This is a genomic window from Streptomyces sp. C10-9-1, from assembly GCF_024497955.1.
Lineage (GTDB): Bacteria > Actinomycetota > Actinomycetes > Streptomycetales > Streptomycetaceae > Streptomyces > Streptomyces sanyensis.
In genome coordinates this window covers 167,833-187,909 of the sequence record NZ_JANHKP010000013.1, presented here as the reverse complement: position 1 = coordinate 187,909, position 20,077 = coordinate 167,833, and the positions used below count along the sequence as shown (strand labels likewise).

17 protein-coding genes are annotated in these 20,077 nt (G+C 73.7%); 9 read left to right on the top strand and 8 right to left on the bottom strand.

The window, feature by feature from the left end; all coding sequences use genetic code 11:
* The first annotated feature begins 203 nt into the window (after positions 1-203).
* The 6 genes from NPS70_RS20055 to NPS70_RS20030 all read left to right on the top strand — a co-directional run bounded on the left by NPS70_RS20055 (position 204) and on the right by NPS70_RS20030 (position 6,055).
* Entirely contained in the window at positions 204-1,343 is a 1,140-nt protein-coding gene (locus NPS70_RS20055) for an IS30 family transposase (RefSeq protein WP_374212030.1), read from the top strand.
* 184 nt (positions 1,344-1,527) lie between these two features.
* Positions 1,528-1,830 (top strand): hypothetical protein, encoded by a 303-nt coding sequence (locus NPS70_RS20050; RefSeq protein WP_256525717.1) that lies wholly within the window; start codon positions 1,528-1,530, stop codon positions 1,828-1,830.
* A 1,162-nt stretch (positions 1,831-2,992) separates the two neighbouring features.
* On the top strand, positions 2,993-4,663 hold the full coding sequence (locus tag NPS70_RS20045; RefSeq protein WP_256525766.1) for a SulP family inorganic anion transporter: 1,671 nt from the start codon (positions 2,993-2,995) through the stop codon (positions 4,661-4,663).
* Positions 4,660-5,085: a pyridoxamine 5'-phosphate oxidase family protein gene (locus NPS70_RS20040; RefSeq protein ID WP_256525716.1), complete on the top strand. Its 426-nt coding sequence runs from the start codon at positions 4,660-4,662 to the stop codon at positions 5,083-5,085. The genes NPS70_RS20045 and NPS70_RS20040 overlap by 4 nt, the downstream gene beginning before the upstream one ends.
* Entirely contained in the window at positions 5,082-5,510 is a 429-nt protein-coding gene (locus NPS70_RS20035) for an ATP-binding protein (protein ID WP_256525715.1), read from the top strand. Before NPS70_RS20040 ends, NPS70_RS20035 begins: the two co-directional genes overlap by 4 nt.
* Before the next feature lie 164 nt (positions 5,511-5,674).
* The gene (locus NPS70_RS20030) at positions 5,675-6,055 is read left to right on the top strand and encodes a metalloregulator ArsR/SmtB family transcription factor (RefSeq protein WP_256525714.1); all 381 of its coding nucleotides are present in this window, start codon (positions 5,675-5,677) and stop codon (positions 6,053-6,055) included.
* Positions 6,056-6,137: 82 nt separating this feature from the next.
* Here the strand turns inward: NPS70_RS20030 and NPS70_RS20025 are convergent, their stop codons facing one another.
* The 5 genes from NPS70_RS20025 to NPS70_RS20005 all read right to left on the bottom strand — a co-directional run bounded on the left by NPS70_RS20025 (position 6,138) and on the right by NPS70_RS20005 (position 10,054).
* Positions 6,138-6,287, bottom strand: a complete 150-nt coding sequence (locus NPS70_RS20025; RefSeq protein ID WP_374212032.1) for a DUF6126 family protein — start codon at positions 6,285-6,287, stop codon at positions 6,138-6,140.
* A gap of 322 nt (positions 6,288-6,609) precedes the next feature.
* Positions 6,610-7,506, bottom strand: a complete 897-nt coding sequence (locus tag NPS70_RS20020; protein ID WP_256525712.1) for a sulfite exporter TauE/SafE family protein — start codon at positions 7,504-7,506, stop codon at positions 6,610-6,612.
* Positions 7,503-8,087, bottom strand: coding sequence for a rhodanese-like domain-containing protein (locus NPS70_RS20015; RefSeq protein WP_256525711.1), 585 nt, complete (start codon positions 8,085-8,087; stop codon positions 7,503-7,505). Before NPS70_RS20015 ends, NPS70_RS20020 begins: the two co-directional genes overlap by 4 nt.
* 158 nt (positions 8,088-8,245) lie before the next feature.
* Positions 8,246-9,634 carry a rhodanese-like domain-containing protein gene (locus NPS70_RS20010; protein ID WP_256525710.1) on the bottom strand — a complete coding sequence of 463 codons (1,389 nt, stop codon included), beginning with the start codon at positions 9,632-9,634 and terminating at the stop codon, positions 8,246-8,248.
* 96 nt (positions 9,635-9,730) lie between these two features.
* Positions 9,731-10,054, bottom strand: coding sequence for a rhodanese-like domain-containing protein (locus NPS70_RS20005; protein WP_256525709.1), 324 nt, complete (start codon positions 10,052-10,054; stop codon positions 9,731-9,733).
* Between the two features lie 191 nt (positions 10,055-10,245).
* On the opposite strand from NPS70_RS20005, the gene NPS70_RS20000 reads away from it, so the two are divergent.
* Together NPS70_RS20000 and NPS70_RS19995 are read left to right on the top strand one after the other, a co-directional pair.
* Complete coding sequence (locus NPS70_RS20000) at positions 10,246-10,614, top strand: co-chaperone YbbN (RefSeq protein WP_256525708.1); 369 nt, start codon at positions 10,246-10,248, stop codon at positions 10,612-10,614.
* 293 nt (positions 10,615-10,907) lie between these two features.
* Entirely contained in the window at positions 10,908-11,306 is a 399-nt protein-coding gene (locus NPS70_RS19995) for a DUF302 domain-containing protein (protein ID WP_256525706.1), read from the top strand.
* 211 nt (positions 11,307-11,517) lie between these two features.
* Here NPS70_RS19995 and NPS70_RS19990 read toward each other — a convergent pair whose 3' ends face one another.
* The 3 genes from NPS70_RS19990 to NPS70_RS19980 form a co-directional block, all read right to left on the bottom strand.
* Positions 11,518-11,727 carry a hypothetical protein gene (locus NPS70_RS19990; RefSeq protein WP_256525705.1) on the bottom strand — a complete coding sequence of 70 codons (210 nt, stop codon included), beginning with the start codon at positions 11,725-11,727 and terminating at the stop codon, positions 11,518-11,520.
* A 2-nt stretch (positions 11,728-11,729) separates the two neighbouring features.
* Complete coding sequence (locus NPS70_RS19985) at positions 11,730-12,122, bottom strand: carboxymuconolactone decarboxylase family protein (RefSeq protein ID WP_256525704.1); 393 nt, start codon at positions 12,120-12,122, stop codon at positions 11,730-11,732.
* A 98-nt stretch (positions 12,123-12,220) separates the two neighbouring features.
* On the bottom strand, positions 12,221-12,547 hold the full coding sequence (locus NPS70_RS19980; RefSeq protein WP_256525703.1) for a TfoX/Sxy family protein: 327 nt from the start codon (positions 12,545-12,547) through the stop codon (positions 12,221-12,223).
* A 694-nt stretch (positions 12,548-13,241) separates the two neighbouring features.
* Between NPS70_RS19980 and NPS70_RS19975 the strand changes: the two genes are divergently transcribed.
* Positions 13,242-19,958, top strand: a complete 6,717-nt coding sequence (locus tag NPS70_RS19975; RefSeq protein ID WP_256525702.1) for a DUF3320 domain-containing protein — start codon at positions 13,242-13,244, stop codon at positions 19,956-19,958.
* The last annotated feature ends 119 nt before the right edge of the window (positions 19,959-20,077 follow it).

The window sequence follows — 20,077 nt, the reverse complement described above, 5'->3', positions numbered from 1 at the left end:
CACTGGAGTCGATCCGGCCCAGATACTGAGCCCCGCACAGCGGTACGCTTGTGTAAATTTGAGGCCCCGTCAGGTATCTTGAGTTCTAGTGGTCGTCGCAACACCCCAGCTCAAGGGGTGCGATGGACTTCGAGGTTCGCAAGATCCGCAAGGCTCAGGGGCCCAGGAAGCTGCGGCGTGAGCGGGAGGAATACTTCCGCCTCATGCAGCTGGGGTACTCGAACAAGGAAGCCTGCCGGGTCGTCGGGATCAACCTGAGAACCGGCCGTGAATGGCGGAACGGCAGGACGAGTCCCAACCGGACTGTGGCGCCCGCGCATGCTGTGCGGGCGCCACAGTCCGTCTCGTCGCGGTACCTGCGCGAGGAGGAGCGCATCCACATCGCCGACCGGCTGCGGGAGAAGGCCACCATCCGGGCCATCGCGCCCGAGCTGGGCCGCAGCCCGTCCACCATCAGCCGGGAGATCCACCGCAACCGCACCGTCGATCCTCGCGGCCAGTGGCACTACCGGCCGCATGCGGCCCAGTCCCGCGCCGATGCCCGCCGGCCCCGCCCCAAGCTCGGGAAGATCGGCCAGAACCCCGAGCTGCGGGACTTCATCCAGGAGCGTCTGACCCGACGGTGGAGTCCCGAGCAGATCTGCCAGGCTCTGCGCAGAGGGTTTCCCGACCGGCCGGAGATGCACGTGACCCACGAGACGGTCTACCAGGCGCTCTACGTCCAGGGCCGCGGTGAACTCCGCCGCGAGCTTGCCAGAGCCCTGCGGACCGGACGCGCCCGCCGCCGCCCGCGCCGCCAGCCCGACAGACGCCAGCATCGTGCGGTCAAGGACATGGTGATGATCAGTGACCGTCCCGCCGAGGCCGACGACCGGGCCGTCCCGGGCCACTGGGAAGGCGATCTGATCACCGGCAAGGACAACCGCTCGGCGATCGGCACGCTCGTCGAACGCGCCACCCGCTACGTGATGCTGGTCCACCTCCCCGTCGACCACACCGCACCCGCCACCCGAGATGCCCTGGTCGAGACCGTGAAGACGCTTCCTGCCCACCTGCGACGCTCCCTGACCTGGGACCAGGGCTCGGAGATAGCCGCCCACCGCACGTTCACCATGGCCACGGACATCCCGGTCTACTTCTGCGACCCAGCCAGCCCCTGGCAGCGCGGCTCGAACGAAAACACCAACGGCCTGCTGCGGCAGTACTTCCCCAAGGGCACCGACCTGTCCGTCCACACCCGCGAACACCTGGCTGCTGTCGCCGCCGAACTCAACGGCCGCCCACGCAAGACGCTCGGCTGGGAAACCCCAGCCGAGCGCCTGTCCAAACTGCTCACCGCCTGATCAACCGACCACGGTGTTGCAACGACCCCTCGAATTCGCCACACCTGGCGGGGCTTCAGCGTGGTCTGACGCAGCGGCAACACAGACGCACAACAAGGCACTTCCACGCACACCCACGGACAGGCTGGAATTCGCTGACCAGCGAAAATGCAGGTGACGCCCGCCCGGCGCGCACACGTACTATGTGCTGGCGGGGGCCACGCCAGTGCTCGTGCACAATGACGGTGGATTCGACTGGGAGAAAGAGCTCGAGAATCTCAAGAAGAGCTGGGACTCGGGTGATCTCGATGACGACGACTACCAGGCGCCGCGAGGAAGCCAGGCAGAGAACAAGGAATTAAAGGATGCGCTGCGCGAGATCGAACGAAGCCTCGGTCGGGAGATAACGCCCGCAGAGCGTCGATCCCTGCACGATAGAATCACGGGGCAGGGGTACGGCTATCACCGAATCGTGGAAGAGGGAAAGGGGTTGTTCGGTGACTGCTAACGATCAGATGGCTGAGATCCAACGACTCCTCCAAGGCGCGAAAGTTCACTCTGCCGGCAGGGCTGCAGACTTGGGTGTGGTTGAGTTTGCCGGGCTTCGTGGCGACGTGATCAATTTCCACATACAGTGTCCTTTCCGGATCTTGCAGGAAGGGAAGGTGATTCTGGGGTCTCGCGACATGAGGTACCCGCAACAGGGGGCGGATTCGGACTCATTTGAACAGTTCAGGACCGTCTATGATTCACGGGCCGCGACGTTGAATGGGATCTTCGAGCGACTTCGACCGGCCGTATCGGAGGTGACCTTCGGCGACTCCGGATATCTCGCTGTGGGTTGGGAACCTCGTTTTCGGATCGAGGTCTTTCCTGACTGCTCCGGCCGCATGGAAGCCTGGAGAGTTTTTCGGCGGGGAGGTCCTCACTACGGGTTTCCCCAGGGCGCCATCTGAGCTGGGGACTGGAGGATTCATTCGATTCCCCCGTTGCGTTCCTGACCGCGACTCGGAATGGCTGGCGGAAATCTCGTAGCTGCTGAAACGAGGCCCTCCCGAACTCCTCGGGAGGGCCTCATGCCGTTTGACGCTCAGGTTGAAAGGACATCCGCCTTCGTCGCGCTTCAGGTCCTGCCCCGGCCTCACCCTCGAAGGCCACCCACGCGCCCAGGAGCCGCCCCGTCCTCTTGCCCGTGACCACCGCCCCGTCCGCCACACGGCGACGGCCCGCCCATCCCGCTCGGCCGCCCGATGTGCGGGCACCCGAAGGCGACCAGCCCAGCCGGTGCAGCGGATACGACACCCCACGCGGGTGCACCGGTGGGCCCAGAGGACCAGGAGTTGCAGAAATTTGCAATTACATACATCCTTAGGTGCCGTGTCCGCAGGTAGCCGCGGGCACGGCCCCGGGCATCCGTGGGCGGCCTGGAGATCGAGCGGAGGAGAGACCGTGCCGTTTCCGCTGCATCCGGCGAAGGCCGAGTCCTCCCGCAGGCTCGGCAACCCGGGGCGCGCACGCGTACCGGAACCGCCGCGGACCGGGCCGGTACCGCCGAGCACGCTCCCGGGGGAACGGCGCACGGGCGGGGATCAGGCTCCGTGAATCCCCTCCTGCTCGGCGCGGCCGGTCGTCTGCGTGCCGTCCTGCCCGCACGCGCCGATCTCCGGCTCATGGCGCGGAACCCCCGCCGGGACCTGCTGGCCGGGATGACCGTCGCGATCGTCGCCCTCCCCCTCGCCCTGGGATTCGGGGTGTCCTCGGGGCTCGGCGCGGAGGCGGGGCTGGTGACCGCGGTGGTCGCGGGCGCCCTCGCCGCCGTGTTCGGCGGCTCCAACCTCCAGGTGTCGGGGCCCACGGGCGCGATGACCGTGGTGCTGGTGCCGATCGTGGCCCGGTTCGGGCCCGGCGGTGTGCTGACGGTCGGGCTGATGGCCGGTGTGCTGCTGATCGCTCTGGCGCTGCTGCGGGCCGGGCGGTACATGCGGTACGTGCCGGCTCCGGTGGTGGAGGGCTTCACGCTCGGCATCGCCTGCGTCATCGGCCTCCAGCAGGTGCCCCATGCCCTCGGGGTCGCCGAAAGCGGCGGGGAGAAGGTGCTGCCGGTGGCGTGGCGGGCGGTGCAGGCGTTCGCCGCGGCCCCGAACTGGAGCGCGGTCGCCCTCTCCCTGGGCGTGGCCGGGGTGATGCTGGCCGGGGCGCGGTGGCGTCCGGCGGTCCCCTTCTCGATCGTCGCGGTCATCGCCGCGACCCTCGCCGCGCAGCTCCTCCACCTGGACGCGGCTGCCGCCATCGGGGACCTGCCCTCCGGGCTCCCGGCCCCTTCCCTGGCGTTCCTGGACGTCTCCGCGCTCGGCTCGCTGCTCGCTCCGGCGGTGGCGGTGGCGGCACTGGCCGCGCTGGAGTCGCTGCTGTCGGCGACCGTCGCCGACGGGATGACGGTGGGGCAGCGGCACGACCCGGACCGGGAGCTGTTCGGGCAGGGCGTCGCCAACCTGGCCGCCCCGCTGTTCGGCGGGATCCCGGCGACGGCCGCGATCGCCCGGACCGCGGTCAACGTCCGCAGCGGCGCCTCCTCCCGCCTCGCCGCCCTCACCCACGCCGCGGTCCTCGCCGCCGTCGTGTTCGCCGCCGCTCCCCTGGTGTCGGCGATCCCGCTCGCCGCGCTCGCCGGTGTCCTGCTGGCGACGGCGGTACGGATGGTGGAGGTCGGCGCGCTGCGCGCCATGGCGAGGGCGACCCGCTCCGACGCCGCCGTGCTGGTGCTGACGGCCGCGGCCACCCTGGTGCTCGACCTCGTCTACGCGGTGATCATCGGGCTCGTCGTGGCCGGGGCCCTGGCCCTGCGCGCGGTGGCCGCCCAGGCCCGCCTGGACGAGGTCGGGCTCCGCCCGGACCTGCCCGGCGGGCACAGCGACGAGGAGCACGCGCTGCTGGCCGAGCACATCGTGGCGTACCGGATCGACGGTCCGCTGTTCTTCGCCGCCGCCCACCGCTTCCTCCTCGAACTCTCCGAGGTCTCCGACGTGCGGGTGGTCATTCTGCGGATGTCGCGGGTGACCACGGTGGACGCGACCGGGGCCCTGGTGCTGAAGGACGTGGTGGAGAAGCTGAACCGGCGCGGCATCGCCGTGCTGGCCTCCGGCATCCGCCCCGGTCAGCGCCAGGCCCTGGAATCGGTCGGCGCCCTGGCGCTCCTGCGGCACGAGGGCCGCGAGTACGCCACCACGCCCGAGGCGATCGCGGGGGCCCGCAGGCACCTCGAACACGCCGGGCTGCTGCCCGCTCGGCACCACCCCCTCCCCGACCCCCGTCCGCACCGCATCCGGAAGGCGCCGCGATGACCGACCCCGCCGCCGCGGCCCTGCGCCTGATCGAGGTCTCCGGCACCGAGGCGCTGTGGCTCCTCGAGGGCTCCTCCCAGGGCAGGCTCGTCCACCTCCAGCGCGATCAGGCCGTCATCCGCCCGGCCGCCCACGTGGTGGAGTACGGGCGCCTGGTGGTGCGCGCGCCCGTCCAGGCGGCCGCGGCCCTGGCCAGGACGGCGCTGACCTACCAGGTCGACGAGATCCGCCCGGCGGGCACCGGCTGGACGGTCAGCGTCCACGGTCCGGCCGAGGTCGTCACCGACCCCCACGAGGCCGCCCACTACCGGCGCACCCTGCCCGGCCGGAGCCACGGCCCCCACGACACGCTGCTGCGCCTCCGTCCGCAGTCGGTGTCCGGGTTCCGCATCGCCCGCGCCGACCACCCGGCGGGCCGATGACGGCCGCCCTGCCGCAGGCGCTGCCGTACCGGCACGTCCTGACCGTGCCCGCGATGGGAGCGGCGGTGCGGATCGCGCGCGAGACCACCGAGCTGGTCCTGGTCGAGTGCGGGGTCGGCCTGCGCCACCCGAGTACCGGAGCGGCGCTGCTGATCCTGGCCGAACTCGTCACCAACGCGGTCCGGCACGCCGCGGCCGTCACCCCGACGATCACGGTCACCTACGCGTACGGGCCGGGTGTGTTCGCGTTCGCCGTCCACGATCGCCACCCCTACCGGCCGCCGCTGCTCCGCGCCCCGGCGACGGCGCCCGGCAGCGGGCTGGCCACCGTGACCGAGATGACCGCGGAGCTGGGCGGTACCGCGGTGGTCCGCGGCGACGCGGACGGAGGCGGGAAGAGCATCTGGATCACCCTGCCCCTGTGAGGCCGGGTGACGGCAGCGCACGGGGCCGGGCGACGGCGTGGCCGGGACCCCCGGCAGCCCGCGGGGGTCCCCGGGAATTGCAGGAATCTGCAATTGTGGAGGTCGCACACTGTGTGGCGGGGCGGAAGGGCTGCCCCCGGGACGATGGGCATGGGGTGGACGAGGTGCGCGGTACAGGCGCGAGAGGCAAGGCGGGGGCCGCCGGCGGGACGCAGGCGCCGCTGTACCAACTCAAGGCGGAGTTCTTCAAGACCCTCGGCCACCCGGTCCGCATCCGCGTCCTCGAACTGCTGAGCGAGCGCGAACACGCGGTCGCCGAGATGCTCGCCGAGGTCGACGTCGAGGCGGCCAGCCTGTCCCAGCAGCTCGCCGTCCTGCGCAAGGCCAACCTCGTGCTCACCCGCCGCGAGGGCTCCACCGTGTACTACCGGCTCACCAGCCCCGAGGTCGCCGAACTGCTCCGCGTGGCACGCAGCATCCTCTCCGGTGTGCTGCAGGGCCAGGCCGAGCTCCTGGCCGACCTGCGCGCCACCCGCCCGCGCTGAGAGGGCGCGCCGCCGGGCCGCCGCCGGGCCGTGCGTACGGGTCCGGCCGTGCCGCGGGACGAGGCCCGCGGCACCGGTCGGCTCACTTCTGGGAGTGCTGCCCCACGTAGAACAGCAACCACACGAACCCGGCGATGAGGTGGGTTCCGAACATGTAGAAGAAAGCGCGCAGGGCGACACCCCTCTCCAGCCACCGCTCGTGCGCCGCCGCCGCGTCGTCCTCGGGTTCCACCGTCACGACCTCCCGCCTCCGCTCCCGGCGCCGTCGGCCGGATCACCGGGGTACGGGCGGACGACCCCGGCCCGCACCTCCCCGGAGGCGGCCCCGGCCGCCGTACCGGCCCGCGCCTGAAGGGCCGGCGCCGGGCCGGTGGACGCGAGCGCGTCCACCGGCCACCCATATCCGAAACTGGCAAATTGCATAACTCTGCAAGTCTACGCGGATCGGCCGTTCCCGGGAACGGTACGGGTGGGGCTCCGCCCAGCGGCCCCTCAGGGCGGAGGCGGCCCCACCGCCCCCGGCCGGCTCCCCACCAGGCCACCCGCCGGGGGCCTCAGGGGTGCCCGGCCGGCTCCGGGGAGCCCTCCCGGGGCGGGTCCGCGACGGGCCGCGGACGGCGCGCCCGCACCGTGCCCCAGGTCACGGCCGCGGCCGACGCAAGGCCGATACCGGCCCAGGCGAGCGGACTGGCCCACATCCCCTGGGGCAGCTGCCCGCCGAGGACGAAGACGCCCATGACCACGACGAACCAGCCGAAAGCCTTGCGCAGGGCGTCCTGGGGGATGCGCCCGGCGAAGCGGCTGCCGACCACGCTGCCGACCACGGCCGCGGCGGTCACCATCAGCGCGAGGTTCCAGTCGATCTGGACGCCGGCAAGGTGGCCGGCGAGCCCCGAGAAGGACTTCATCGCGATGACCAGGAGCGAGGTGCCGACGGCGACGCCCATGGGCAGCCCGCCGAGGAGGGCGAGGGCGGGGACGACGAGGAACCCTCCGCCGGAGCCGACCAGACCGGTGACCGCGCCGACGACGAGGCCCTCGGCGACCACGTGCGGGACGGGGAGTTCCGCCGGGGCGGGCCCGGCCGCCTTGGTCCTGCGGGACTTGCGGAGCATGGCGGCGGCGGTGGCCAGCATCATCAGCGCGAACGCCACGAGCAGGGCGGTGGCGGGGACGTACTCGGCGAGGCGCCCGCCGCCGTAGGCGCCCACCATGCTGACCGCACCGAAGATCAGGCCGGTGCGCCAGCGGACCCGGCCGGCGCGGGCGTGCGCGACGAGGCCGACCAGGCTGGTCACGCCGACGACGAACAGCGAGGTGGCGATGGCCTCCTTGGTGTCCTGACCGGCCAGGTAGACCAGGATCGGCACGGTCAGGATGGACCCGCCGCCGCCCAGGACGCCCAGGCTGACGCCGACCAGCACGGATGCCGCGAGGACGAGCGTGATCACGACCGGTCCCGCAGTGAGGCGATCACGGTGCGGATGTCGGTGCGCGGGCCGCGGTTGTAGGGCAGCTTGGACAGCAGCATCCCCATGGCGCAGGTGTTGCTCAGCGCGGCGAATGTCAGCCCGGCGCCGATCGCCGTGCCGATCAGGTGCACTCCGGGCACGAGCAGTCCGGCGACGCCGGTGACCAGGACCACGGCGCCCGCGACCAGGCGGACCTGGCGCTCCAGGTCCCAGCGGGCCTCGCCCCGGTTGACGGGGGCGCCGGAGGCCTCCCAGGCCGTCATGCCCCCTTCCAGGACCCGCAGATGGGGCATGCCCGCCTCGGCGAGCGCCTCTCCGGCCTGGGAGGCGCGGGCGCCGGAGCGGCAGACGAGGACGACGTCCTCGTCGAGGTGGTCGAGCAGTTCGGCGCGGTGCTCGCGCAGCGTGTCCAGCGGGACGTTGTAGGCACCGGGGATGTGGACCGTCCGGAACTCGCCCGGGGTGCGCACGTCCAGCACCCGGGGGCCGCGTCCTCCCTCGGTGAGCTGCCGGAGGGCGGCGGGGGTGAGGCCGGGAGCGCGGGAGGCGTCGATGGTCATGGAGACTCCGTGGTGGTGAAGGGACCCGCAGGGGATGCGGGGAGGGGTTGCAGGGGGCCGGGGCTTCCGCGGGTGCGGTCGGCTCGGGCCCCCGCACCGGTGCGCCGGTGGCGCCCGGAGCCGGGTGGGGCCGGTCCCCGTGGGGCCGGCCCCGCCCGTCAGACGGCGGCGGGCGCCTTCGACAGGTCCCAGGCGGCGTAGCCGCCGAGGATGTCGGAGACGTCGGCGAAGCCGTGGTGGCGCAGCAGGCTCGCGGCGATCGAGGAGCGGAGGCCGCCCGCACAGTGCAGGACCAGGGGCCGGTCGCGCGGGATCTCGTCGAGGCGGCGGGGCAGTTCGCCCAGCGCGACGTGCAGGGCCCCGTCGATGAAGCCGTGCTCGCCGCGCTCGCCGCAGGTGCGGACGTCGACGACGACCGGCGGGTTGTCGCCCGCCAGGGCGGCGCGGACCTGCGCGGCCGTCAGGCGGCTGGCCGGAGCGACCTCCCCGGCCAGTGCGGTCAGGGCGTCGCCCGGGGAGCGCAGGTAGCCGGCGACGCGGTCGAAGCCGATCCGGGCCAGGCGCGTGACGATCTCCTCCTCGCGGTTCTGCGGAGCGACGACCAGGAGGTCGGCGTCGGCGGGCAGGACGGTGCCGGCCTGCTCGGCGAACCGCCCGTCGGCGGGCACGTTCACCGAGCCCCGCAGATGCCCGGCGGCGAACTCCTGCGGGTCGCGGGCGTCGACCACGACGGCGCCGGAGGCGCGGAGCGCGGCGGCGTCCTCGGCGGTCAGCGGCCGCGGGGCGGCGGCGGGGTCGAACAGCGGGCGCTCGCTGCGGTTGAGGGCCGCGTCGTAGACGAAGTAGCCGGGGGCCGCGGACTGACCGGCGGTCACGAGCGCGACGAAGTCCTCCTGCGGCATGGGCGCGCAGGCGTAGTTGGTGGCGCGCTGCTCGCCGATGGTCGACTGCCGCTCCGTGGACAGGTTCTTGCCGCAGGCGGAGCCGGCGCCGTGCGCGGGGAACACGCGCACCTCGTCGGGCAGGGCCATCAGCCTGTTCTGGACGCTGTCGTGGAGCATGGCGCCGAGCTCCTCGGCGGTCACCCCCACGGAGGCGAGCAGGTCGGGGCGGCCCACGTCGCCGATGAAGAGCGCGTCGCCGGTGAGCACCCCGTACGGGACGGTGTCCTCGCGGCGCTCGCGGACCAGCACGCTGATCGACTCCGGGGTGTGCCCGGGCGTCTCCATGACCTCCAGGGTGACGTCGCCGAGGCTGATGACCTCCCCGTCGGCCAGCGCGCGGATCGGGTACTCCGTCTCGGCACGGCGGCCGTAGCCGATCCACGCGCCCGTCTCCGCCGCCACCTCCAGGTGCCCGGCGACGAAGTCCGCGTGGAAGTGGGTGTTGATGACGCCGACCACGGTGAAGCCGCGGGCCTCGGCGTCCGCCAGGTACTCCGAGACGTCCCGGCGGGGGTCGACGACCACGGCCCGGCCGGTCGTCTCGTCGGCGATCATGTACGACGCCTGCGAGAGGCAGTCGAGGTAGTACTGGGCGAAGAACACGGGAACCTCCGTAAGTGGTGGCCATATACCCCTAGGGGTATATGGGAGCGAAAGGCCGGCCCGCCCCGGAGAGGCGGGCACGCGGGCAGGGAGCGGTCAGGCCGACCCCGGGGCGGATCCGGCGGCCACCGAGCGGCCGGACGCGATCCAGCCGCGGGTTCCACCGGCGACAGAGAGGGCCTCCACCCCGGCCTCGGCCAGCCGGTCCGCGGCCCACCGGCTGCGGTTGCCGCTCGCACAGATCACGTACACCTCCCGCACCTCCGGCGGGTGGGCGAGGACGGCGACCGGGTCGACCGGCGCGAGCAGCGCACCGGGCACATGCCCCGCGCGGTACTCCTCCGGCGTCCGCACGTCGACGACGACGGCACCGGCGCTCCAGGCGGCGGCGAAGACCTCCAGGTCCACTTGGCGAGCCATGGGCGAATCCACCTCCAGATACCCCCCTGGGTATTTGATACTCGACCGTAGGGGTGGGCACCGAGCCTTGTCAAATACCCCCCCGGGTATCCCGTCGGGACTGTCGACCGGAGCGCGGGAACAACTCCGAACAGGCGCCGGTTGAATCCGTCATATACCCCTCCGGGTATACAGGAAGGAGTGTGGAACCCATGGCGACCGTCGAGCTGACCCAGGAGAACTTCGAGGCCACCGTCACGGGCTCGGAGATCGTGCTGGTCGACTTCTGGGCCGGGTGGTGCGGACCGTGCCGCATGTTCGGCCCCGTCTACGAGAGGGCATCCGAGCGCCACCCGGACATCGTCTTCGGCAAGGTCGACACCGAGGCGCAGCCGGAACTCGCCGGCGCCTTCCGGATCTCCTCCATCCCCACCCTGATGGCCGTCCGCGACCGGACCGTGCTCTACGCGCAGCCCGGCGCACTGCCGCCGCAGGCCCTGGAGGAACTGATCTCCCGGATCAGGGGCGTCGACATGGACGAGGCACGCGGCAGGGCCGTCCGCACCGCCGACCCGAGGTGAACCGCCGCACCGCCCGCCGCACCCGGCGGTGCGGCGGAGGCGCCGGGCAGCCCGCGTGCCGTGGCGCCCGGACGCGCACGAACTCTGCGGGAGACCGGGCGGCGCCGGACCGCGGGTCAGTGGCCCCGGGACGCCGAACGGCCCCCGCCCCGCCTGTCGCTCGCCTTCCGGCGGGCGCACCGGGAGATCATGCTGACGGAAGGCCGCCCCTCGCGGGCGGGCCCGTGTCGGCCGCGACGCCCGAGGCCGCCGCGGGCCGGCGAATCCGCCATCGGAACAGCGAGGTGAGGACCATGCCCTACGACCGCACCGTCCGGCTCCCCGGGACCTTCGACGAGACGGTGGAGGCCGTCCGCCGCGCCCTCTCCGACCAGGGCTTCGGCGTCCTGACGGAGATCGACGTCCAGGCCACGCTCAGGGCAAGGCTCGGCCACGAGATGGAGCCCTACCTGATCCTCGGCGCGTGCAACCCCCCGCTCGCCCGCCAGGCCCTGGACACCGACCGCTCGATCGGCCTGCTCCTCCCGTGCAACGTCGTGGTCCGCGCCGAGGGCGAGCAGGTGGTCGTGCAGGCGATCGACCCCTCGACCATGGTCACCCTCACCGGCGACGACGCCATGGCCCCGGTCGCGGACGAGGCGTCCCGCCGCCTGGACGCCGCACTCGCCGCACTCGCGGAGACCGGTGGGTGAGCCGCCGGGGCGAGGCGTCCCTCCCCCGTCCGCCGTGCAGCGATCCCGCCCGCCTCACCTCGGCGGGCGTCGTTCCCGCTCCCCGTACCCGCCCAGGGCGCCGCGGGCGCACGGGACGTCGCGGGAAGGGCCGTCGCGGGGTGGACCCTCGGCCGCCGCCGGGCCGGCCGCCGTCCCCGGCGCCCGGTCCGGCGGCCGAGCGCGCGGCCGGTCAGGCCCGGTCCGGCCGGGGCGCCTCGTGGAGACGGCGCGTCTGGGTGTCGTAGTCGCTCAGCACCTGCGTGAGCTGCTCCAGCGACTCCTCGGGCATGTCGGGGGGAGCGGACTCGGCCACGTAGCGGGCCGCTGCCACGAGCGCCGCGAACTCGAAGGCGTGCGCGGTGACCCGCAGGACGCCGGGCCGGGACCACTCCAGATGCATGATCAGCCCTTCGACGACAGGTATTCCTTGATCTGGCCGAGCTCCTTCTCGAAGTCGTCGTAGTCCTCACGGATGCCGTTGAGGTACCCGCTCCAGCCGATGCTGTTCTTCGCGTAGTGGACGGCTTCCTGGATCTCCTCGTCGGTGGCCCCGAAGAGCTTCGCGGCCTCGGTGTGGAAGAGCGTGCAGTACCGGCACTTGGTCTCGGAGTGCACCGCGATCCCGATCAGTTCCTTGTACTTGTTCGGGATCAGCGTCTCACCGAGTTCGAGCCTCTTGAAGATCTCCCACTCGTGGTCGAGCAGGTCATCGGGGATGCGGGAGAAGAAGTGGGGAACAAGCCCCAACGTCTCCTTGATCTCCGCCTCCACCTCGCTCCGGTTGCGTCCCGCCATGGCGACCACTCCTCTCAGCCGAGCGGATCAGGCCCCTCCCTCCACGCTAGGCCGCCGGGGCGGCCCCGGCGACTCCTGTCCGCCCGTGCCGCGCCGGATCACTTCGGCGGCAGGGCGGCGGCGAACGCGCGGCCCTCGTCCACCCACCCGGCCAGGGCCTCCGCGGTCAGGGCGGACGCGTCGACGACGACCCATCCGCGCATCGGGCGGCCGGTGAGGTCGAGGGGTCTCGCCCCGGGACGCGCCAGCGCCGCGGCGGCGGCGTCGGGGCCGACGCGGACCACCAGGTCGTCGCCGATCACGCCCACCGCCATGTTGCCGGCGCGCAGGAACGCCAGCCCGCCGAACATGCGCTTCTCCGCGATCGCGGGATCGGCGCCCAGACAGGCGCGGACCCGCTCCGCGAGGCCCTCGTCGAATGCCATGTCCGTCCTCGCAACCGTTCCTGCACCGCGCTCAGCCGCTGTCCGCCCCGGCCCCGGAGCCACCCGCCTCCGCCGGGGGTTCCGCCGTGCGGACGCCCCGGGTCCGCACGGCGTCGCGGCGCCCGGGCACCGGCACGGACTCCCGGAGGGGTGATCGCCCGCTCCACGGCCACGTCGGGGCCCGGCCTCCGCCGCGCTTCCGCGTGCCCACCTCCAGGGACCCACCCGGGCCCGCAACCGGCAACCGGGCCCGGCCGGCCCCGGGCGGCTCGGCTCCCCCGCCCGCCTTCCGCCGGGCCTGCTCTCGGCGCCGCCCCCGCGCGCGGGGGTTCCCCGCCCTCCGGACGCAGGAGCGGACGGGGCACGCCGCCCCGCGGAGGAGCACGCCGAGCCGGAGAGGGCTCCGGCCGGCCTCCCGCCGCCATGCTCGGGGGCCGTGCGAAGCCCCACCGCCCAGAGGCCGAAAAGGCGTGCATCCCAGAATGATTGACAGCCCGTCAGCGAAGATCGGCGTTGTCCCTCACGCCATGGGACCCGGGTCATAGGATTCCCCGACGGGAGGGATCGGCGGGACCGGAGAAGCCGGACGGCACCCCTCCTTCGGGAGCGCCTTCGCCCCGGGCCGGTGCGGCTTCACAAGGGCACGTCGCGTCTCCTGCGCCCCAGTGAGAGAACACGAGCAGCTAGGACGAGTGTGGCAAACCCGAGTGGTTCCGGCGGCGGTGAAGAGCTGGAACGGTTCAGAAGGATCCTGGCCGACTGGCGGACGTCGCTCGTCGACCTGAGCGGCCGAAACCGGCTCCTCAACTTCAGGCACACCAAGGCGGCGACCCTGGAGATCACGTACCCGCCGGCCGGGGAACTCGTCGAGGGTCTCGAGCGCGGCTGGGACTTCGCGCCGCTGCCCGACGAGGAACCCGACGTCCGGGAGTCCGAGGCGGCGCAGGCGGGGACCCCCGCCACCGAACGGCCCGGCGGCGCGCAGGGAATCGTCACCCAGAAGAGGACGGGCCCCGCGCTCCTCCGTGCCGTGACACGCCTCCGCGGCAGGTCCACCCAGCTCTTCAACGACTACGGCCTGTGGACGCTCCAGCTGGGCGTCGGCATCCTCCGCTGGCACGAGGACGGCGCATCGACCCGCAGTGACGCACCGATCGTCCTCCTTCCCGTGCGCATCGAGCGGCTGGGCAGCGGACGGGTCCGCCTGGTGGCCAACGAGGACGAGGAACCGCGCCTCAACCCCGCGCTGAGGGTCAAGCTGGAGCAGTTCTCCCTCGACTGGTCGCCCGTCACGCAGCAGGATCCGACGGACCTCGACGCGGTGATCGACGCGGTCACCACGGCGGTGGCGGGGAAGTCGGGCTGGCAGGTCTCCCGGCGCGCGGTGGTGGCGCTCTTCGCCTCCCACAAGGAGTCCATGTACCAGGACCTGCTGGACAACGAGGCCCGCATCCTGGACAGCGACCTCGTTCGGGCCGTGGCGCTCGGGCCCAGGGCCGGACTGGCGCCGGACCGCTTCGACTTCGAGGAGGTCGACGCCGACCGGATCGACGAGCTCAGCCCGCCGGAGGCCGGCCCGCTCGTCCTGGATGCCGATGCCTCGCAGCGCCAGGCCGTCGCGGCCGCCGTCGCCGGGCGGTCCTTCGTCCTGGACGGCCCGCCGGGCACCGGCAAGAGCCAGACGATCACCAACATGATCGCCGGCCTGATGCACGCGGGCCGCAGCGTGCTGTTCGTCAGCGAGAAGGCCGCCGCGCTCGACGTCGTGCTGGACCGGCTGAAGTCCGTCGGACTCGACTCCTACGCTCTGCCCCTGCACAGCCACAGCACCAGCCGCCGGGCCGTCGCGCAGGAGCTGGGACGGGCGCTGGAGGAGGAGCCGCGAGCACCGCGGCTCCCCCCGGAGGCGGTCGCCCGCGCCCGCGAGGCGCGCGAGGCCCTGAGCGCCTACGCCGAGGCGATGAACGAGACGAGCGGGCCGCTCGGCCGGAGTCTGCACGAGGTGATCGGCAGGGTGGGGCAGCTGTCCGAGGCGCACGTGGCGTTCCTGCCCCCGGAGGCGGACGGCGCCGCCCGGGGGGAGGGGGTGTTCGACGCCGCGTCGATCAGCGGAGACGACCTGCACGGCATCGTCGAGGCCACGAAGGCCCTCGCCGGTGCCTGGCAGGCGGTCGCCGACCCTTCCTTCCCCTGGCGGGACCTGAAGGCCGGAGCCCCCCACCCCCGTCCGGCGCTCGACCAGGCCATGGCCGCACGGGACGGACTCGCCGCGGCGGTGGCGCGCTACCGGGACCTCGCGGACGACGGCGAGCCGATCGAGGAGGAGGACGGCGTCCGCCGGCTCATCGCGCTCCTCGCGCTGACCGGGTCGCGCCACCCGGTCCCCGAAGCATGGCTGACCCGTGCCGACTTCGCCCACGCGGTGGAGGGCCCGGTCGACGACTTCCTCGCCGCGCTGAGGAAGCTGCTCGCGGCGCAGGCCGCGGCCCGCTCGTCGGCAGGGGGGCGCTGGGGCGAACTCTCGCCGCGGCTCGTCCCCGTGCCGAGCGAGGCCGAGTTCGCCCTGGCCGCGCTCTTACCGGCCGGTGTCGATCCCTCCGAGCTGTCCGAGGAGCGGGCGAGGGACCTGGCCGAGGAGTTCGGGAGCACCGCGGACCGTCTCGACCGCGCCCACCACAGACTTGCCCAGATCGCCCGGCAGCTGGGGCTGAACGTCCCCGACAGCGTCGCGGCGGCGGAGGACCTCTGCGAGGTCGTCTCCCTGGCGGGGACCGGCCACCGGCCGCTGGAGCAGTGGCTCGTGCCCGGCGGGGCGTCCCGGGCGGACGGAGCGGCGGTGGCCCTCGTCGCCGACGGTCTGCGCGCGTTCGCCGACCGGCGTGACACGGTGCTGTCCGCCCGTGGACGCGCGATCGCGGAGGCCGGACCCGGGTGGGCCTCCATCCCCACCGGCCTCGACGCGGAACCACCGGCGTCCGAGCGGGACCTCGCCGGGCTGGAGCCGTCAGGACTGGACCCGGGCCCCCTGACACGTACGCAGGCCGCCCAGCTCTCCGACCGGTTGGCCGGACTGGCGGCAACCCTGGAATCGGCGGAGGAGCACGCCGAGGCCGTCGCCGGGCTCCTCGGACGCGACCGTCCGGGGAGCACGCAGGAGGCCGAGGAGCTGACCGCCCTCGTACGACTGGCCACGGCCTCCCACCGGATGCCGGAGCCGTGGCTCGACCCCCGGGTGATGTCCCGGGTCCGGGAGGCCTGCGCGGAGATCGGCGACGCCGCGCGCCGGCTCGCCGGGGCCGAGCGGGCCGCGCGGGACGTCTTCCGGCCCGAGACCGCCGTCTCCCCCGGGCTGCCGGACCTGATAGGCCGCCTGTCCGACGGCTCGCGGGGAATCGGCGGCATGCTGTCCGGCGCGGTCCGCGCGGACCGCAGGGCACTCGGTGCGCTGACGACCGGGGGCGCGTGGCGCAACGAGCTGTACGAGCGGCTGCCGCTCGCCCTGGACTGGCACGCGGCCCACGAGCGCCTGCGGTCCCTCGCCCGTACGCATGCCGCGCTCCTCGGCCCCTACGCGGGGACGGGCCTGCCCGACGTGCCCGCCGTGGAGGCGGCCCTGGCGCACGCCGAATCCGTGCACCGGCTCGCGCCGGACACGGTCCGCGACCCGCACCGTCGCGGCCTGCTGGCCGCCCAGGTCGCGAACGGCCGCACCCCCGCCCCGGACCTGCTCCGGCACGGCGGGGCCCTGAGCGAGTCCCTGGGCCGATGGCGGCGGGGCCTGTCGGACTCCCGGCTGGCGGCCGTCGCGGACGGACTCGCCCGGTGCTCGCCGGCCGACGTCGCCCGCTGGCTGCGCGACCACCTGGATCCCCTCGCCCGGGCCGTCGACGTCATCGACACGGTCGCCTCCGTCGGCCGTCGCGACGGCGGGCCCGGCTTCGCGTACACCCTCGCGGGCGCACGGGCGGCGATCGGCGCCGCCCGGGAAGCCCGCCGGGAGACCGCCGGGTTCGCGGCCGAGGAGGACGCGTACCGCCGCCTGTGCGGCTCCTGGTACCAGGGGCTGGACACCGATCCCCCCGAACTGCGCCCACCGTCCCCCGACGCGGTGCGCGGACCGGGCGGCGGCACCCCCGGACTCCTGCACCGGGCCTGGACCGTCCACGCATCCTCCCAGGGCGCCCGCGCCGACGCGGAGCAGCGCACGCTGCTCGGCCGGTACGCGCTCGACGGCGGTGTCGACACCGCCGCGCTGGAGGACGCGCTGGAAGCCGCGCACACCGTGGAGCGGCTGGCACCGGACGCACTCGCCGATCCCGCACGCAGGGAGCGTCTGGTCGACTTCCTCGCGGACGGGCGCCCCGCTCCCCCCGCTCTCGTGCGGCAGGCGGAGCCGCAGCTCCGCACCGAGCTGCGCAGGTGGCGGGAGTACGCCCGTCAGCCGCACCTCGCGGGCGCAGGCGCGCAGCTCCTCGCCGGTCCGCTGCACGAGGCGGCGCGGTGGCTGCGTGCCCACGTCGCACCGTTCGAGGAGGCTCGCGAGCTTCTCCACGCCGTGGCTCGCGTCGCCGGGGCCGACGGCGACCTGTCCCTCTCGCAGGCCCGCCGCGCGGTGGCGGCGGCGCACGACGCGCGGGCGGCCGAAGCGCGGTTCACCGAGGGCGCCCCACGCCACCGGGAGCTGCTGGGCGAGCTCTACCGGGGGGCGGCGACCGACAAGGCGTCCGTACTCGACGCCCTGGACTGGGCCCGGCAGGTCCGCCGGACGGCGCACGGAGACCACGGGGCCCCGCTGTCCGCCCCGGCGGCCCGCGTGATGCTGGATGCGCCCGCCGACACGTCCGTGGCCGACCGGCACGAGGACTGGCAGCGCCAGCGGGACGGTCTCGTCGCCCACTTCGACGTGCAGCGCGGCCGCCTCCTGCACCGCGAACTCCGGGAGTCGCTGCCCGCCGCCGCGCTCTGCCTGTCCCGGCTGGACGACGACCCCTTCGGCCCCGAGGCGTGGACCACGCGCTCCGAGGCCCTGGGGCGGCTGCGACGGTACGGACTGGAGGCGCTGCCCTCCCAGCTGGCGCAGCGCGGCGTGTCCGCGGACGGCTTCCCCGCCTCCGTCGAACGCGCGGTCCTCACCGCGTGGATCGAGCTGCGCCTCGGACTCGACGCCCGGCTCAGGCCCCTGCGCGCGGCGGACCGCGATCAGCTCGTCGAGCGGTTCCGGGACGCGGACCGCGCGCTGGTGGAGGCTGCCCACGCCGAGGTCATCGCGGCGTGCAACGCACGCCGCCCGCGCCGGACCGGCGTCGGCCCCGCTGCCGAGCTGCGCCGCCAGTCGCAGCTGAAGCGCCGCCACAAGCCGGTGCGAAGGCTGCTCGACGAGACACGGGACGTCGTGCGGCTCCTCAAGCCCTGCTTCATGATGAGCCCGCTGACGGTCAGCCAGTTCCTGCCGCCGGACTTCCGCTTCGACGTCGTCATCTTCGACGAGGCCTCCCAGGTGCTGCCGCAGGACGCGGTGAACTCCGTCTACCGCGGCGGCGCGCTCATCGTGGCAGGCGACCAGCGGCAGCTCCCGCCGACCTCGTTCTTCAGCGCCGGCGGGGACGGCGACGATGACGACGACTGGGACGAGGAGGCCACGGACGACTTCGAGTCCGTGCTCGACGCCTGCAAGGCCAGCGGCGTGCTGCGCGGCCTGCCGCTGCGATGGCACTACCGGAGCCGCCACGAGAACCTCATCGCCTTCAGCAACCGCGAGTTCTACGACAACACCATGGTGACCTTCCCGGGCGCGCACGAGCAGAGCCCGGACCTCGGCGTAGTGTTCTTCAAGGCCGACGGCGTCTACGACCGGGGCGGCCGAAGCGACAACCCGGGCGAGGCGGCAGCGGTCGCCCGGCGCGTGATCCACCACTTCGCCACCAGGCCGGGACTCAGCCTGGGGGTGGTCGCGCTGTCCAAGGCGCAGGCGGAGGCCATCGAGGAAGCCGTCCAGAAGGCACGGACCGACCGGCCCGACCTCGATCGCTTCTTCACCGACGATCGTCTCGACGGCTTCTTCGTCAAGAACCTGGAGACCGTCCAGGGCGACGAGCGCGACGTCGTCATCCTGTCCGTCGGCTACGGTCCGGACCACCGGGGCAGGCTGCTCTCGGCCTTCGGCCCCATCAACAGGGAGGGCGGCTGGCGGCGCCTCAACGTCGCCGTGACCCGGGCCCGGCGCCGCACGGAGGTCGTCGCCTCCTTCCACGGCTCCGAGCTGGCCGACAGCACCAACAGGAGCGTCCAGCACCTGAAGCGCTACCTCCAGTACGCCGAGCACGGGCCCGGCATCCTGGAGACGGCCGCGTCCGACCCGAACGCCGCGCCCGAGAGCCCCTTCGAGGAGGAGGTCCTGGGCGTCCTGCGCGACTGGGGCTACTCCGTGCAGCCGCAGGTCGGCGTCGCCGGCTTCCGCGTCGACATGGCGGTACGGCACCCCGCCGCCCCGGGCAGCTACGCCCTCGGCATCGAATGCGACGGCGCCATGTACCACTCCTCGCGCGCGGCCCGCGACCGCGACCGGCTGCGGGAGGCCGTACTGCGCGACCTCGGCTGGGAGCTGCACCGCATCTGGGGGACGGACTGGTACCGCAACCGCCGGGACGCGACGGCGCGCCTGCGCGCCGCGGTGGAGGAGGCATGCGCGCGGGACCCGTTCCCGGTGCCGCCGGACGCGCCGCCCGGTGAGGGCGCGTCCGCGGAGGTGCCTGCCGGGCCGGACCCGGCGGAGGACGGCGCGGCGGCGGTGACGTTCGTGGCGGTGGACGACGGGCCGCCGGCGTGGAGCCGGGCCTACGAAGAGGTCACCGAGGCCCGCCTGGTCGACCTGCGGGTCGCGTCCGCCCGCCGGCGCGGCATGCGGGACGCGGAGTTGCAGGACCCGGACGCCGTGGGAGTCGTCGCCGACGTCGCCCTCTCCGTGGTCCGGGCGGAGGGGCCGGTGACGGAGGAACTGGTCGTCGCGCGGGTCCGTTCGGCGTGGGGCGTCTCCCGGGCGGGCACCGTGGTCCGGGACTCCGTTCGCCGGGCGCTGCGCAGGAACGCCTCCGCGGGCCGGATCGTGCGGGTCGGCGAGGCGTACGACATCCCGGCCCGGGATCTGGCCTTCGCCCGCACGCCGACACCGAGCGTGGCGCGCAAGGTCGGGCAGGTCCCGTCGGCCGAGCGGAGGCTCGTGACGGGGCGCATGGTCGGGGAGAGCCCGGGCGTCCACCGGGAGGACCTGCTCCGCGAGGTCGCCCGCTTCTTCGGGTGGACACGGCTGGGCCCGGACATCAGGGACGCGCTGACGAAGGATCTGGAAGAGCTCCTCGCACAGGGGTCGGTCCGTGAGGCGGACGGGTACCTGCTGCCCGCGGCCGGTGACTGACGGGCCTGCCCTCGGTCGGTGACCGAGGGCCGCGCGGGGTGCCGCCCGGCGGGACTGCCCGCCGGGCGGCACCCCGCGACGGCGATACGGCACCCGGAGATCACCGGCGGAGGACGGTG